We start from the raw sequence: 14,615 nt of genomic DNA, 5'->3' as shown, positions 1-14,615 counted from the left end.
ATCAATGTTAACCCAAGAACATGTGCTGGCTAAATTAAGAGAATGGATGCAGGATCTATTTGAAATTGAACCTGATGACATTCAACTTGATTCAAATTTATATGAAGATTTGGATGTTGATAGTATTGATGCAGTTGATTTAGTGGTAAAAATTAAAGAGTTGACTGGCAAACAAGTTAAACCAGAAGACTTTAAAGCTGTTAGAACAGTGCAAGATGTTGTCGTTGTTATCCAGAATATGACTGCTGAATGAAACATCTTTTTAGAGGGATACTGATCACATTTTTTGTGCTGTATCCCTTTATTGTTGGTTGGAGCTTGTCTCACGGACAATTTGTTTGGGTGAGTGGGTTATTGGTCATCTTAGGTATCGTCCGATTTATTAGCGCAAAAAAAGATTTAATGTTACCGCTCACAGGCTTAGCGATTATCTGCGGTGGGCTAAGTCTAATTTTACAAAATCATGCTTGGTTAAAGCTTTACCCTGTTGGGATGAGTTTAGGCGCACTACTTATCTTTGCTTTAACATTATATAAGCCACCTTCGATGATCGAACGCTTTGCGCGGTTAGTTGAGCCAGATTTACCCTCATCAGGGATAGAGTGGACGCGTAAAGTGACAATCGTTTGGTGCATATTTTTTATTTTTAATGCGTCAATTGCTTTGGCGACGGTATTTGCCCCAACACAAATTTGGGTCATTTATAATGGCTTTGTTTCTTATGTTTTGATGGGACTTTTGTTTCTCGGTGAGTTCATTTTACGGAAACGCCATCAACGTTTAAATCAGACAAATTCTTAAATGGTTCTGGGTAATGATTGCACCTATTTATTTTTATAATGATTTTAATTTAGCTAAAACTTTTTGTATTACATCTGAGTTGCAAGATATTTCCTATGCAGTTTTTTGGCAAGATGTTGTTAAGCAATCAACCGAAATTAAACGTTTAGAGCAACAGACGTGGGCACTATGGGAACAAGATAGTTACGAGTTTATTGTGCTTTTATTTGCGGGCTTACTCGCAAATAAAACAATACTCTTACCTCCAAATCGTGTGAGAGATTTGGAACAAAAGTTTGAGCAAGACAATATTTATTTTTTATCAAGACAAACTTTATCCACATCTGAACATTTGGTAGATCATTCAAGCTTATTTGAGCTATGTAATGAAGCATTTTTAAATCGCACAAAAATGATTTTTTACACGTCGGGTTCTACTGGTGAGCCAAAAATGATCGAACGAACTTTAATGCAGCTGTTAAATGAAGTTAGGGGCTTAGCTGAAAGTTTCGAGCTTGATGAACAATGTGTGGCGATAGCGACAGTGAGTCATCAACACATTTATGGGTTACTGTTTAAATTATTACTGCCATTAGCGACACAGCGTTGTTTCTACAATCCACAATTGGCTTTCCCTGAAGATGTGATTCACGCCCAAGATTGTTTGGCTCAGCGAGCGTTGGCGAATTATGTAATTTCTAGCCCAGCTTTGCTCAAACGTTGGACCAAAGATCTGCTATTAAAACAATCTGAAGTGATCTTTAGTTCTGGCGGCAAGCTTGATGCAGGTCTCCGAAATCATCTCAATGTATCAATTGTTGAAGTTTTAGGCAGTTCTGAGACAGGCGGAATCGCTCATCGTTGCGAAGATCATGCTGTTTGGACTGCTTTTAATAATGTCGAGATTCAGATCTCAGCACAAAGCCAATTAATGGTGATGAGTAATCATGCGGGTGAACAAGGATTGATTGTTACAGGGGATGCTGCTGAATGGAGTGACGTGTCTCAGAAGCAGTTTAATTTATTAGGGCGTTTGGATCGCATTATAAAGCTTGAAGAAAAACGTTTAAGTTTGGACGCGATTGAACAAAGTATTAATCTGTTGAGTGAAGTTGAGCAAAATCATACGTTATTACTCGATCATCATAATCGTCAGATGCTAGGTTGTATTGTGGTTTTGAGCGTAGAAGCACAACAACAGTTGCGCGATATGGATAAAGCTGCTTTTATAAAACAGCTCAAACAACAACTTCAGTTTCAACTTGAGTCAATTGCAATTCCTCGACAGTGGCGTTTTTTAAGTCAGATTCCACAAAATGCTCAATCGAAAATTAATAAAAATTATCTGAAAGCATTATTCTCAGTGATGTTAGAACCCGTTATTTTGTCTCAGTGGCAAGAGCAAGACAGTGAATATTTGAGTCTAGAGTTTCCTCCTGAGCTTGAATGCTTTAAAGGGCACTTCCCAAATCAACCCATTTACCCTGGAGTAGGGCAAATCAGTTTTATTCAAAAGTTTGCAAAAGATATTTGGCCAGACTTAATTTGGTGTCAGGGTGTTGAGCAATTAAAGTTTCAGAATTTGATTCGACCCTATACGGTCGTAAAGCTCAAATTAAGCCGCAAAGAGCATAAAGTAAGTTTTGAGATGACAACAGAACAAGCGACACTTGCATCTGGACGTCTGCTGTTTGCTGTTGATGGGCTATAGGATTTCAGGCATGTTGAAATATAGTATTGTTATTCCAGTATTTAATCATCCACATTATTTAGCTGATTTGGTGCATCATCTCGAACAGTTTCAGTATCCGATTATTCTTGTAAATGATGGTAGTAATGCTGAATGTACGTTGATTTTACGTCAATTAGAACAACAAAATGAGTTGGTTTACTTAGTTGAACATAAGGTGAATCAGGGCAAAGGCCAAGCGGTGATTACGGGTCTACGCTATGCTGCCCAGATTGGAATGACACATGCTTTGCAACTTGATGCAGATGGTCAACATAATTGGGATGATGTGGCGAAGTTTTTCCAAATATCACAGCAACAACCTCAAGCAATGGTCATTGGTCAGCCGATTTTTGATGCTTCTGTTCCTAAGAAACGCTTATACGGACGATATGCAACCCATGTTTGGGTCTGGCTAAATAGCCTATCTTTTGAAATTAAAGATAGCATGTGTGGTTTTAGAATTTATCCGCTAAACAAAACTCTTACGATTTTGGATAAAGCAAAGTTCCAACCGAGAATGGGCTTTGATAGTGAGATTCTAGTGCGTTTAAAGTGGGATAACACACCGTTCATTAATGTTCCTACACCTGTGATTTATCCTGAACATGGCGTCTCACATTTTGATGTATGGCGCGATAATATCGGGTTAAGTAAAGCACATGCGACGCTCTTTGCTGGGATGCTCATTCGATTTCCTAAACTCATTTGGCAAAAAGTTAAGGCTGACCAATGACGGATTCTCAGCAAAACGCTGGTGACACTTGGCACGACATCAAAGAACGTGGTGGACTGTTGCCACTGATGTTAATGCTAGGGTTTTATCGTTGTGGTGGGCGCTGGTTATGTCGGATTGTGCTGTACTTTATTATCATGTGGTATTGGTTATTCGCTGTAACTGCTCGTCAGGCATCATTACAATATTTACAGCGTTTACATCGCTTTGCAGGCACTCAGTCGCCATTTCAGACACAGCCTACATGGACTAACAGTTATACGCATTTCATGCAATTTGGCGAGTGTATTCTCGATAAAATTGAGGGTTGGCTAGGGCATATTCCTGAACAAAGATTACAATTGTTTGGTCATGAATATTTTCAGCAGCACTATCAAAAAGGGACGATTATTATCGTTTCACACTTTGGTAATATTGAGTTGTTACGTGCCTTGAAGTCCGAGCATCCGCAGAAGATTAATGTTTTGGTTTATCAAAAACATGCTTCGCAATTTAATCAGTTTTTAAAAAAAATTAATGATAAAGCGGATGTAAATTTAATCTCTGTGGATGAGTTAGGGATCGAAACAGCAATCCTGTTACAAGAAAAAATGCAGCAGGGCGAATGGGTGATCGTGGCGGCAGATCGAGTTCCTGTACAGTCAGATCGTGTACAGAACGTTGAATTCTTGGGTGAGACAGCGACTTTGCCACAAGGGGCATGGATCTTGGCCAATCTATTAAAAGTGCCAGTCTTGGCTGTATTTTGCTATCGTGTGCAGCAAAATTTCCAAGTACATATTCATCATATTTCTGATCAGGTTGATTTACCGAGAAAAAATCGTTTGAGTGGTATGCAGCAAGTGACACAACTATATATTGCCTGTTTAGAGCAACATTGCCTACGTGCGCCGTACCAATGGTTTAATTTTTATCAGTTTTGGACAAAATAACGTGAATGCAAGTCAAATTGAAGCAATGGTCAAACCGACGCTTGTTGTCGGTGAACAGGCACTGAGTATTGAAGATGTTGTTGCTGTGGCTCGACAAGAATATCAAGTGGCATTGCCTGAAAGTACAGCATGGCGTGATTTGATTCAGCGTGGTGCGGACTTTTTAGATCAGTTGTTACTAGATGAAGGTGTGATTTATGGCGTGACCACGGGCTATGGAGATTCCTGTCTGGTAGAAATCCCAATGCATCAAGTCAATGAGCTACCATTACATTTATCGCGTTTCCACGGCTGTGGTTTAGGTGAGAATCTTGACTTGATTACTGCTCGTGCGGTTGTGCTGACACGATTGTGTTCGTTGGCGCGTGGCTACTCGGGTGTTTCATTGGCATTGTTAGAACGTTTGGTCTGGATGCTGAATGAAAATATCATTCCTGTGATTCCATCTGAGGGGTCTGTTGGTGCAAGTGGTGATTTGACCCCTCTATCCTATATTGCTGGTGCATTGGTTGGCGAGCGTGATGTCTACGCTCAGGGGCAGATTGTACCGATTGCGCAGGTTTATGCAGAAAAAGCATTACAGCCAATCACGTTACGCCCTAAAGAGGGTTTGGCATTGATGAATGGTACAGCAGTCATGACGGCTATTGCATGTTTAAACTATAAAAAAGCGGAACAAATTGCACTGGCCAGTACTTTGGTGACAGCTTTAAATGTGTTGGCATTAGAGGGTAATCCGAGTCATTTTGATGAAGTTTTATTTGCTCAGAAACCACATCAAGGGCAACAGCAAATTGCACAGCACTTGCGTGAATGGTTGAATAGTGAAGTTCAAACTGCACACCAAAGTCCGCGTTTACAAGATCGTTATTCTTTACGTTGTGCTCCTCATATTGTTGGGGTATTTGAAGATTCTAAAACATGGCTGCGTCAATTCATTGAGAATGAATTGAATTCAAGTAATGACAATCCGTTGATTGACCCTGTGAATCTACGTGTATTACATGGTGGGCATTTTTATGGTGGGCATATTGCTCAAGCTATGGATAGCTTAAAGATTATGATCGCCAATATTGCTGATCTAATGGATCGCCAAATTGCTCAGTTAGTTGACCATAAAATGAATCATGGATTAGCGCGTAACCTAACTGGTGCAACTCCAGAGCGTTTACCTCTGAATCATGGTTTTAAAGCGGTTCAAATTGGTGTTTCGGCTTGGACTGCTGAAGCTTTGAAGCAAACCTTGGCCGCCTCAATTTTCTCTCGCTCAACCGAATGTCATAACCAAGATAAAGTCAGTATGGGAACGATTGCAGCACGTGATGCGACACGTGTGATTACCTTGACGCAACAAGTGCTTGCTGCTTTGTGTTGTGCCAGTGTACAAGCCATTCATTTAAAAGGGATGGTCACAGAGCTTAGCCCGACGTTAACAGCTTTTGTGGAGTGGACGTTACAAAGTTTTGCCTTGCTCGAAGAGGATCGACCGTTGCAAACTGAATTGCAACAAATCATTGATCGTTTCGACAACTTTGAACTGTTAAATCAGTTCCAAGTAAATGCTTAGGAGACGGGCATGCAGGCAGATGTAATCATTGAAATTCCATTCCATGATGTCGATACCATGAATGTGGTTTGGCATGGGCACTATTTGAAGTATTTCGAAATCGCACGTTGTAAGTTATTGGAGCAATTTGGATATAACTACAATCAAATGCGTGCATCGGGATATGCATGGCCTGTGATCGAAAGCCATGTTCGTTATGTACAAGGAATTGAATTTGAACAAAAGATCTGTGTGCGTGCCATCCTAAAAGAATGGGAAAACCGCTTAAAGATTGAATATTTGATCCTTGATGCGACGACAGGACGACGTTTAACCAAAGGTTATACCACTCAAGTTGCTGTGAATATGGAAACACGAGAGATGTGTTTTCAGTCGCCACAGGTTTTATTTGATTGTTTAAATGCGTGGGATCAGTTTCAGGAGCGTGGCAATGCTTAAGATTTCGATTTTAAATCTCTTGACCTCGCTACGAAATAAAACCCAGCGAGTCATCCTACAAACACTATTATTCATATCTATACTGGGTCTCAGTGTTGTTGCTTCAGCCAATAATGAGCAAGTTTCGACGATTTTTAAGCAGTTATCCAAAAGCAATATTGTTCGTGCTGATTTTGAGCAACAAAAGAAGCTTGCCAGTTTAAATAAAACCTTTGTGTCTAATGGTTCACTGAGCTTTGTAAAAGCAAATGGTGTGCTTTGGCAAATCAAGCGACCTGTTCAGGCCGATTTGATCGTGACTCAAAAAAAATTGGTTCAAAAAACCCAACGAACTTATAGTCAGATTCAAATTGATCAATCACCTTATAGTTCAGTAGCGACTTTGTTTTTGCAGCTCATGTCGGGCGATGAAAAAGCTTTATCAAAGAATTTTAATGTCGTGTCAGCCAATTATAGCCCGTCAGGTTGGAACATTGCGCTTACACCAAAGTCATCATTATTTAAAAAGTTATTTGTACGTATTGATGCTCAAGGACAACAATATGTCGATAAGATTGTGATTCAAGAACAAGCCAAAAACAGCACAACAATTTTATTCCGAAATCAAACGATTCAACCCCATCAACTGACGGCTACTGAAGATGCACTTTTCCAATTGGCAAAATAAGTGTACTGCCATTTGGTTAGTGTTATTAACCGTTGTTGCACTGACACTAGCGATTGCATGGCTGAAAAAAGATATTCATATCCAAACCAATATCTTTGCGCTTTTACCAGAAACGCAGCAGAATCCAGAACTCGCGAAAACTCAGCAATATATGAGCGATCAGCTCAATCAAAAAGTATTTGTTGTCTTAGAAAGTAAGAATCAGCAGAGTTTAGAGCAAGCAACGCAGTTATTTGAAAAACAATTACAACAGAATGAATTGTGGCAACCTTTAAAGCCACAATTGGATCTAGAACAGTTTTCTAAACAGTTATATCTTCATCGTGCTGGTTTACTCAGTCAGCAAGATCGTGAGTATTTACAGCAACAAGATTATCAGGCATTGACTGAACAAAGTTTGATGCAGTTGATGAGTGTAGGTATGCCGATCACTGCGGAATCCTTGCAACAAGATCCTTTGATGTTGTTTCCTCGCTATATGTTGAATGTGGCAACGCAACAAGCGTCAGACAATATTGAACTTGAACATGGTTTTGCCACGATTCATGATGATCAGCAGATTTCGCGTTTATTGGTACTAGAGCTAAAACAGAGCCCTTATAATATTGATTATCAAGAGCAAGTGACCGCATGGACCGAGCAAATACAGCAACAGCTTGCTACCTTGCAAGTAAGATCACACTGGACGGGGACGATTCTCTTTTCTAACTTTGGAACACAGTCCGCGAAACAAGAAATCTCAACGATTGGTTTTGGTTCAACAATAGGTCTGATTTTATTGGTTTGGTTTGGCTTTCATTCATTCAGACCCTTGCTCACAGAGTTTATTGCAGTCTCAACTGGAAGTTTACTGGCATTTGCCGTGACACATTTGGTTTTTGGTGAAATCCATTTAATGACTTTAGTCTTTGGGGCGAGTCTGATAGGGGTTTGTGTCGACTTCTCTTTTTATTTTATGGCGATGCAATCACAGCATCGTCAGATGAATGGATTCCGAATCCTTAGACCATTGTTACCCAGTTTATTTATGGGTTTAATGACAACTGTCGTGGCCTATATTTTTCTAAGCTTTACTCCATTTCCTGCTTTTAGACAGATTGCAGTTTTCTCGATTATTGGTTTAGTTGCAGCATGGGTGACAAGCGTGTTGTTGTTGCCAAGGTTGCCTGCACTCAATGCACAACCTGCGATTCGTCATTTAGCTTGGATTGGGCAAGCGAGAGAATGGTTTCAGCAACATCATAAAGTACGCTATGGCTTAATTTTTGGTGTAATTGTGCTGGGTGGCTTGAGCTTATTGTTTTTACAGTCCAATGACGACATTCGTAACTTGCAAAGTATGGATGCCAAACTAAAACAGCAAGACCAATACATTCGCTCACGCTTTGCTCAGCAGCAAAGTAGTGATTATTTTGTAGTTCATGGCAAAACCAGTGCTGAGCTTGAACAACATGAAGCGAAGTTGATTCATCAGTTACAAGCTTTAAAAAATCAGTCAAAACTGGAAAGCTTTCAGGCTTTAGGTCAATGGATTCCACCTTTAGCACAACAACAACACAATGTGCAGTTACTCCAACAGATTCCTGAAACGGCGCTGAGATCATATGCGACGAGTTTAGGTTTAAACTTATCGGATATATTACTTTGGCAGCAGCAGCTAAAGCAGCAACCATTATTGAATGAACAAATTTTTCAGCAGCATCCATTAGCATTTCTGCAAGTCAGTCCGACAGAGCGGTTGGTGATGTTGAATGGGGTACAAGACAATACCGATTTACTTGCGCTGCAAAATGATGATGTCACCCTTCAGCAACCCGTCAGTGAATTATCTGCATTATTCAAACAGCATCGTATACAGGCGGAATCGTTATTGATCTATGCCTTGTTGGGCCTAGCAATTATATTGGGATTGGTATACGGCAAGCGTTCAGTCATGCCGTTAGTTTTACCTGTGAGTTTGGCTTTGTTGAGCACCTTTGCTGTTCAGGCATGGATGGGAGTAGAAATTAATTTATTTAGCATCATGGGAACATTCTTAATCATTGGAATTGGCGTGGATTATGCGATTTTCTATCGACATGGGCATGATCATCCTCAAGTAGTTGGCATGGCATTATTTTTGTGTATGATGTCGACCCTATTGGGTTTTGGTTTGTTATCGTTGAGTCAAACCTATGCGATTCATTGCTTTGGGATTACGGTTTTACTGGGTGTAATTTTTTCATTTATTTATGCAACTTTATTAACACCATCTGATCAAGAACATATTGTGAATTTACAAGAGCATTAAAAGATTTTAATTTTTTAGGGGTAATGATGAATAAAATAGAACAAGTTGATGTGGTCATTATTGGTGCTGGTCCATCAGGAAGTTCAGCTGCAGCTTTGCTTAGAAAAAAAGGCTATGTAGTCACCATTATTGAAAAGCAATATTTTCCACGTTTTTCAATAGGCGAGTCTTTATTACCTCAGTGCATGGTATTTTTGGAAGAAGCGGGCTTATTGGATGCAGTTCGTGAACATGTGCAAGCATATGCTTTCCAATTTAAAAATGGTGCAGCTTTTCTCTGTGGGCATAAGCGTAGTCATTATAATTTTACTGAAAAATTTACTGAAGGTCCTGGCACCACATGGCAAGTTCGTCGTGCTGACTTTGATAACTTGTTAGCTCAGCAAGCGCAGGCATATGGTGCTGATATTCGCTTTGGGCATGAAGTGATTGCTGTCAATGTGGATGTACAGCAGCCGTTGTTAACCGTGTTAGATGAGCATCAACAGCAATATCAGATTCAAGCTAAATTTTTATTAGATGCGAGTGGCTTTGGTCGAATTTTACCAAAGCTTTTAGATTTAGAAAGTCCTTCAGATTTTCCAGTTCGTCGAGCGCTCTTTACACATATTGAAGATGGAATTAATGATCAGGCCGATTTTGACCGTGAAAAGATTTTAATTACGGTACATGAAAAAGACCGCCGTGCATGGTATTGGTTAATTCCGTTTGCAGATGGACGTGCATCTTTTGGTGTTGTCGCTGAACAAGATTTCTTTGATCATTATCATGTCCAAGATGCAACACAAAATGAGCCTGAAGCCTTACTCAAACGAATCTTGGCTGATGATCCAAGTCTATCTAAGCTATTAGCCCAAGCCAAATTTGATACGCCTGTTAGAACATTGGTTGGTTACTCAGCAAATGTAAAGCATTTGGCAGGTTCTAATTATGCATTATTGGGTAATGCAGGGGAGTTTCTTGATCCTGTATTTTCTTCTGGTGTGACGATTGCATTAAAGTCTTCTAGTCTGGCAGTTCCGCTACTTGATCGTGTGTTGCAAGGCGGACACGTGGATTGGATGCAGGCGTATGAAATGCCATTACGCAAAGGGATTAACGTGTTCCGTGCTTATGTGGAGTCTTGGTATGAAGGGGAGTTTCAAGATGTGGTATTTTCAAGCAATCAAAATGAAAGTATACGTCGAATGATCTCTTCTTTATTGGCTGGTTATGCATGGGATGATCAGAATCCAATCCATAAAAATGCGAAACGACGTTTAGGGACTTTAGCTGAATATTGCCGTGAAGGCTTAGCACAAGAGCAAGCTTTAGAGATTTAATATGCAACGAATATGGATCGCTTTATTGTGTTGTAGCGTTTTAGGGGTAAGTGGTTGCCAGCTGACACCTCATGCACAGGGCTTGCAAAGCAGTCAGTGGGGCGCTCAACACTATCAAAGACAAGACCAAGTTGAAGTGCAATGGAAAGATAAGAGTTTTAGCTTTTTATTGTATCAACAACAGCAAGGACAGCAGCTTAGTTTTGTTGCGTTAGCTTTGACGGGCCAGCCCTTATTTCAACTCCAATTTGATGGTCAAATGGTTACGGTACAACAGCGAATTCCACAAATGCGTTTATTGCCGTTTGAGTTTGTCGTGCGCGACCTGCTATTTGCAACTTATCCAAGGTTTGATCAGCTGGGTCAACAGAACGTGAAAGTACAGTCCATAGAAAATCAACAGCAAGTTTTCATCGATGGAAAATCGATATTAAAGATTCAGAAGCAAGCAAATACGATTGAGTTAGATAATCTTCAAGTCCCTTATCGTATGACGTTAAGCCCAATTGAAAATACATTAAATACCGAGCAATCAGAATCAGCGGTGCAGCCATGAGTCAGACTATATCGAAAAAATCTCAATTCCAAGCGGTTGGTATTCCTGTGAGTGTCGGTCTTTCTGCATTAGGTTCTACTTCTATACACGTTCGCGACCGACTGATTCAATCCGAAAATACCTTAAATTTAGAAACAGGCTTTTTAGCTGATCGCCCAGTTTGGGTGGGTCGCTATACTGAATCTTTGATCGAAAATATTCCTGATAATTTAAAAGCTTTTGATTCTAGAAATTTACGCTTTACTTTGACTGCTTTACAGAAAATTGAAACAGCGCTTCAGCTTGCTGTAGCAGAAATCAGCCCAAAACGATTGAGTATTGTGGTTGGAACATCAACGTCAGGAATTTCTGATAGTGAAACGTTACTTAAGCGATATTTCGAAGAAAATACAGCACTAGATATTTCGCACGTACCACAAGAAATGGGATGTTTGAGCAAAGCATTACAATCTTATTTGGGTTGGCAAGGCGCTGCTTATACAATTTCAACAGCGTGTTCTTCAAGTGCAAAGGCTTTTGCAGCAGGACAACGCCTGATTCAAGCGGATTTAGCCGATGCTGTGCTTGTTGGAGGCGTTGATACCTTATGTCAACTCACATTAAATGGCTTTAATAGTTTGGAAAGTCTCTCTGCTGACATCTGCCAGCCGTGTGGCGTAGATCGAGATGGAATTAATATCGGTGAAGCCGCAGCCTTATTTTTATTAACTAAAGATCAAGCACCGATCATGCTTTATGGTGTTGGTGAGTCGATGGACGCATGGCATATCTCAGCACCGCATCCAGAAGGTATAGGTGCTGAAAAAGCAATGCAAATCGCGTTGGATACAGCAGATGTTTCATCCCAGCAAATTGGATATGTCAATTTGCATGGCACAGCAACACCTCAAAATGATGCAATGGAAATCAAAGCTATTCGACGTGTTTTCAAAGATTCGCATGTACCTTTAAGTAGTACTAAGCATAAAACGGGTCATTGTTTAGGTGCTGCTGGTGCGATCGAAGCATTCATTTGTATCCAAATACTCAAAGATCAGGACTGGTTGCCATCTCATCAAGATACAAAAATTGATCCAGCGTTAGCAGATCAAAATTATGTGCAGCAACAGCAATCCTCGACTACGATTCAATATGCTATGAGTAATTCATTTGCCTTTGGTGGTAGCAATATCAGTTTATTATTTGGTGTAGGAAAATAAATGAAACTTGATGCAATTCAATATACTCCACATGAGCAGCCGATGGTGTTCATTGACCATATTGTGGAAGCAAATGAGGGCTATGCGGTTGCTGAGTTGACCATTACACCAGAGTTAATGTTTTGTGAAACTGATGGATTACCAACTTGGGCCAGTATTGAGATTATGGCGCAAACCATTAGTGCTTACTCTGGATGGAGAGGACAGCAATTACAGCAGGAACCTAAAGTTGGTTTCCTACTAGGGACTCGTAAATTACAGTTGCCTTTTGCATATTTTAAAATCGGTCAACTTTTGAAGATTCGGGTTGAACAACAGTATTTACACGAAGGTTTAGGACAATTTTCTTGTGAAATTCACTGTGATGAGCATGTGATAAGTGCCATGTTAAGTGTGTATGAACCAACAGATCAATCGACATTAGCGTTATAAATTTGGGAATAACAATGAGTAGAAGAATATTGGTAACGGGTTCAAGCCGTGGCATTGGTAAAGCAATTGCATTGCAATTAGCTCAGGTGGGGTTTGATGTCACGATTCATGCACGTTCTCGTGAGACTGAAGCAGCACAGGTGGTTGAACAAATTCAGCAACTAGGACGAAGCAGCCATTATTTACTTTTTGATGTGAATGCACGTGAATCGGTCAAAGCGATATTAGAACAAGATGTGGAACAGCATGGTGCTTTTTATGGCGTTGTTTTGAATGCAGGTTTAACGCATGACGGGGCATTTCCAGCATTAACTGACAATGATTGGGATGAGGTGATTTCAACGTCATTGGATGGTTTCTATAACGTACTCAAACCTTTGATTATGCCAATGATTCATTTGCGCAAAGGTGGACGCATTGTGACGTTATCCTCTGTTTCGGGAGTCATCGGGAATCGTGGTCAAGTGAATTACAGCGCTGCAAAAGCAGGTTTGATTGGTGCAACCAAAGCTTTGGCTTTAGAACTTGCCAAACGAAAAATCACCGTAAACTGTGTTGCTCCAGGTTTAATTGAAACAGAGATGGTGACAGAAGAAGTAAAACAACACGCCTTAAAAATGATTCCAATGCAACGCATGGGGCATGTGGATGAAGTGGCAAATGTCGTGAAATTCTTATGTTCTGATGATGCTTCTTATATTACTCGTCAGGTGATTTCTGTAAATGGGGGCTTAATTTAATGAAGCGTGTTGTTGTTACAGGAATGGCTGGGATTACCTCATTAGGTGAAACAGCGGATGAAATTTTTCTGAAGTTTCATGAAGGAAAAAGTGGTATTTGCTACATGCCTGACTGGGAACAGTATCCAGACCTCAGAACCAAACTTGCTGGTCCAGTGATTAATTTTCAGATCGCTAAACATTTTAATCGTAAAGTCACCCGTGGTATGGGGCGTGTTGCATTGATGTCGGTGATTAGTGCTGAAAATGCTTTGCAAGATGCTGGATTACTTGGCAATGACGTTTTACAAAATGGGGAGACTGGCGTTGCGTATGGCTCGTCTGCTGGGAGTGTTGATGCCGTTCGTGAGTTTGGCAATATGTTGATTGATCAGGATATGAGTAAGATCAATGCAACAACGTATATCCGCATGATGTCACATACTAGTGCGGTGAATATGACAGTTTACTTTGGTTTAAAAGGCTTAACCTTACCAACCTCAAGTGCATGTACATCAGGATCAATGGCAATAGGGCAGGCTTATGAAGCCATTAAATATGGCAAACAAACGGTAATGATTGCTGGTGGAGCAGAGGAGTTGAGTGCTGCTGGTGCTGCAGTTTTTGATGTTCTATTAGCAACCAGTGGGATGAATGATCAACCTGAAAAATCACCGCGTCCATTTGACAGTCAGCGAGATGGATTAGTGATTGGAGAAGGTGCTGGCTGTTTGATTCTTGAAGAATATGAGCATGCCAAACAACGCGGCGCCAAAATTTATGCTGAGATTTTAGGCTATGCCAGTAATACCGATGGACAACATGTAACCAAGCCCGATACAGAAAGAATGGGGCAATGTATGCAAATGGCACTTAAAGATGCTGCTTTAGATGCAAGTCAGATCGACTATGTGAATGCACATGGAACTTCAACTGATCAAGGTGACATTGCCGAAAGCCAAGCGACGGCTCGTATATTAGGCCGTAAACCTATCAGCTCACTCAAAAGCTACTTTGGTCATACTTTAGGTGCCTGTGGTGCAATTGAAGCATGGTTAGGAATCGAAATGATGCACCGTGGAGAATTAATTCCAACTTTGAATTTGGATGAAGTTGACCCACAATGTGGTGATTTAGATTATATTACTCAGCAAGTTAGAGTGAGCGATATCAATATTATGATGAGCAATAACTTTGCTTTTGGGGGAATCAATACCTCACTTATTTTTAAACGTGGAACATAATAAG

General features: G+C 40.3%; 15 protein-coding genes. All 15 read left to right on the top strand.

What is annotated here, in order from left to right; genetic code table 11:
- Positions 1-4 precede the first annotated feature (4 nt).
- The 15 genes from F959_RS02880 to F959_RS02810 are packed head-to-tail and all read left to right on the top strand — an operon-like array spanning position 5 to position 14,611.
- Positions 5-253 carry an acyl carrier protein gene (locus F959_RS02880; protein ID WP_004877385.1) on the top strand — a complete coding sequence of 83 codons (249 nt, stop codon included), beginning with the start codon at positions 5-7 and terminating at the stop codon, positions 251-253.
- Positions 250-801, top strand: a complete 552-nt coding sequence (locus F959_RS02875) for a COG4648 family protein (RefSeq protein WP_004877384.1) — start codon at positions 250-252, stop codon at positions 799-801. Before F959_RS02880 ends, F959_RS02875 begins: the two co-directional genes overlap by 4 nt.
- Before the next feature lie 13 nt (positions 802-814).
- Positions 815-2,491: an ApeI family dehydratase gene (locus F959_RS02870; RefSeq protein WP_004877382.1), complete on the top strand. Its 1,677-nt coding sequence runs from the start codon at positions 815-817 to the stop codon at positions 2,489-2,491.
- 10 nt (positions 2,492-2,501) lie between these two features.
- Positions 2,502-3,245, top strand: a complete 744-nt coding sequence (locus F959_RS02865; RefSeq protein ID WP_004877381.1) for a glycosyltransferase family 2 protein — start codon at positions 2,502-2,504, stop codon at positions 3,243-3,245.
- The gene (locus F959_RS02860) at positions 3,242-4,177 is read left to right on the top strand and encodes an LpxL/LpxP family acyltransferase (RefSeq protein ID WP_004877379.1); all 936 of its coding nucleotides are present in this window, start codon (positions 3,242-3,244) and stop codon (positions 4,175-4,177) included. Before F959_RS02865 ends, F959_RS02860 begins: the two co-directional genes overlap by 4 nt.
- Positions 4,178-4,202: 25 nt before the next feature.
- Positions 4,203-5,744: an HAL/PAL/TAL family ammonia-lyase gene (locus F959_RS02855; protein WP_035311835.1), complete on the top strand. Its 1,542-nt coding sequence runs from the start codon at positions 4,203-4,205 to the stop codon at positions 5,742-5,744.
- 9 nt (positions 5,745-5,753) lie between these two features.
- Positions 5,754-6,182, top strand: a complete 429-nt coding sequence (locus F959_RS02850; RefSeq protein ID WP_004877375.1) for an acyl-CoA thioesterase — start codon at positions 5,754-5,756, stop codon at positions 6,180-6,182.
- Positions 6,175-6,849 carry a LolA family protein gene (locus tag F959_RS02845; protein WP_004877373.1) on the top strand — a complete coding sequence of 225 codons (675 nt, stop codon included), beginning with the start codon at positions 6,175-6,177 and terminating at the stop codon, positions 6,847-6,849. Before F959_RS02850 ends, F959_RS02845 begins: the two co-directional genes overlap by 8 nt.
- Positions 6,824-9,139: an MMPL family transporter gene (locus F959_RS02840; RefSeq protein WP_004877372.1), complete on the top strand. Its 2,316-nt coding sequence runs from the start codon at positions 6,824-6,826 to the stop codon at positions 9,137-9,139. The genes F959_RS02845 and F959_RS02840 overlap by 26 nt, the downstream gene beginning before the upstream one ends.
- 26 nt (positions 9,140-9,165) lie before the next feature.
- Entirely contained in the window at positions 9,166-10,461 is a 1,296-nt protein-coding gene (locus F959_RS02835; RefSeq protein ID WP_004877370.1) for an NAD(P)/FAD-dependent oxidoreductase, read from the top strand.
- A 1-nt stretch (position 10,462) separates the two neighbouring features.
- Entirely contained in the window at positions 10,463-11,017 is a 555-nt protein-coding gene (locus F959_RS02830; RefSeq protein ID WP_004877369.1) for a DUF3261 domain-containing protein, read from the top strand.
- Positions 11,014-12,216 carry a beta-ketoacyl-[acyl-carrier-protein] synthase family protein gene (locus F959_RS02825; RefSeq protein ID WP_004877366.1) on the top strand — a complete coding sequence of 401 codons (1,203 nt, stop codon included), beginning with the start codon at positions 11,014-11,016 and terminating at the stop codon, positions 12,214-12,216. Before F959_RS02830 ends, F959_RS02825 begins: the two co-directional genes overlap by 4 nt.
- A complete protein-coding gene (locus F959_RS02820) occupies positions 12,217-12,648 on the top strand; it encodes a hotdog family protein (protein ID WP_004877365.1) in 432 nt (143 codons plus the stop codon). It abuts the gene before it with no gap.
- A 14-nt stretch (positions 12,649-12,662) separates the two neighbouring features.
- Positions 12,663-13,388 carry a 3-ketoacyl-ACP reductase FabG2 gene (locus F959_RS02815; protein ID WP_004877363.1) on the top strand — a complete coding sequence of 242 codons (726 nt, stop codon included), beginning with the start codon at positions 12,663-12,665 and terminating at the stop codon, positions 13,386-13,388.
- Positions 13,388-14,611 carry a beta-ketoacyl-ACP synthase gene (locus tag F959_RS02810; RefSeq protein ID WP_004877361.1) on the top strand — a complete coding sequence of 408 codons (1,224 nt, stop codon included), beginning with the start codon at positions 13,388-13,390 and terminating at the stop codon, positions 14,609-14,611. Before F959_RS02815 ends, F959_RS02810 begins: the two co-directional genes overlap by 1 nt.
- Positions 14,612-14,615 lie beyond the last annotated feature (4 nt).

The sequence above is a fragment of the Acinetobacter venetianus RAG-1 = CIP 110063 genome (assembly GCF_000368585.1).
GTDB lineage: Bacteria > Pseudomonadota > Gammaproteobacteria > Pseudomonadales > Moraxellaceae > Acinetobacter > Acinetobacter venetianus.
The sequence above is the reverse complement of the archived record's forward strand: the minus strand, read 5'-3'. Positions and strand labels throughout refer to the sequence as shown.

Bases quoted from the DNA above. Each gene is read 5' to 3' on its own strand.
- F959_RS02880 (WP_004877385.1), top strand. From the start codon at position 5: ATGTTAACCCAAGAACATGTGCTGGCTAAATTAAGAGAATGGATGCAG.
- F959_RS02875 (WP_004877384.1), top strand. From the start codon at position 250: ATGAAACATCTTTTTAGAGGGATACTGATCACATTTTTTGTGCTGTAT.
- F959_RS02870 (WP_004877382.1), top strand. From the start codon at position 815: ATGATTGCACCTATTTATTTTTATAATGATTTTAATTTAGCTAAAACT.
- F959_RS02865 (WP_004877381.1), top strand. From the start codon at position 2,502: ATGTTGAAATATAGTATTGTTATTCCAGTATTTAATCATCCACATTAT.
- F959_RS02860 (WP_004877379.1), top strand. From the start codon at position 3,242: ATGACGGATTCTCAGCAAAACGCTGGTGACACTTGGCACGACATCAAA.
- F959_RS02855 (WP_035311835.1), top strand. From the start codon at position 4,203: ATGGTCAAACCGACGCTTGTTGTCGGTGAACAGGCACTGAGTATTGAA.
- F959_RS02850 (WP_004877375.1), top strand. From the start codon at position 5,754: ATGCAGGCAGATGTAATCATTGAAATTCCATTCCATGATGTCGATACC.
- F959_RS02845 (WP_004877373.1), top strand. From the start codon at position 6,175: ATGCTTAAGATTTCGATTTTAAATCTCTTGACCTCGCTACGAAATAAA.
- F959_RS02840 (WP_004877372.1), top strand. From the start codon at position 6,824: ATGCACTTTTCCAATTGGCAAAATAAGTGTACTGCCATTTGGTTAGTG.
- F959_RS02835 (WP_004877370.1), top strand. From the start codon at position 9,166: ATGAATAAAATAGAACAAGTTGATGTGGTCATTATTGGTGCTGGTCCA.
- F959_RS02830 (WP_004877369.1), top strand. From the start codon at position 10,463: ATGCAACGAATATGGATCGCTTTATTGTGTTGTAGCGTTTTAGGGGTA.
- F959_RS02825 (WP_004877366.1), top strand. From the start codon at position 11,014: ATGAGTCAGACTATATCGAAAAAATCTCAATTCCAAGCGGTTGGTATT.
- F959_RS02820 (WP_004877365.1), top strand. From the start codon at position 12,217: ATGAAACTTGATGCAATTCAATATACTCCACATGAGCAGCCGATGGTG.
- F959_RS02815 (WP_004877363.1), top strand. From the start codon at position 12,663: ATGAGTAGAAGAATATTGGTAACGGGTTCAAGCCGTGGCATTGGTAAA.
- F959_RS02810 (WP_004877361.1), top strand. From the start codon at position 13,388: ATGAAGCGTGTTGTTGTTACAGGAATGGCTGGGATTACCTCATTAGGT.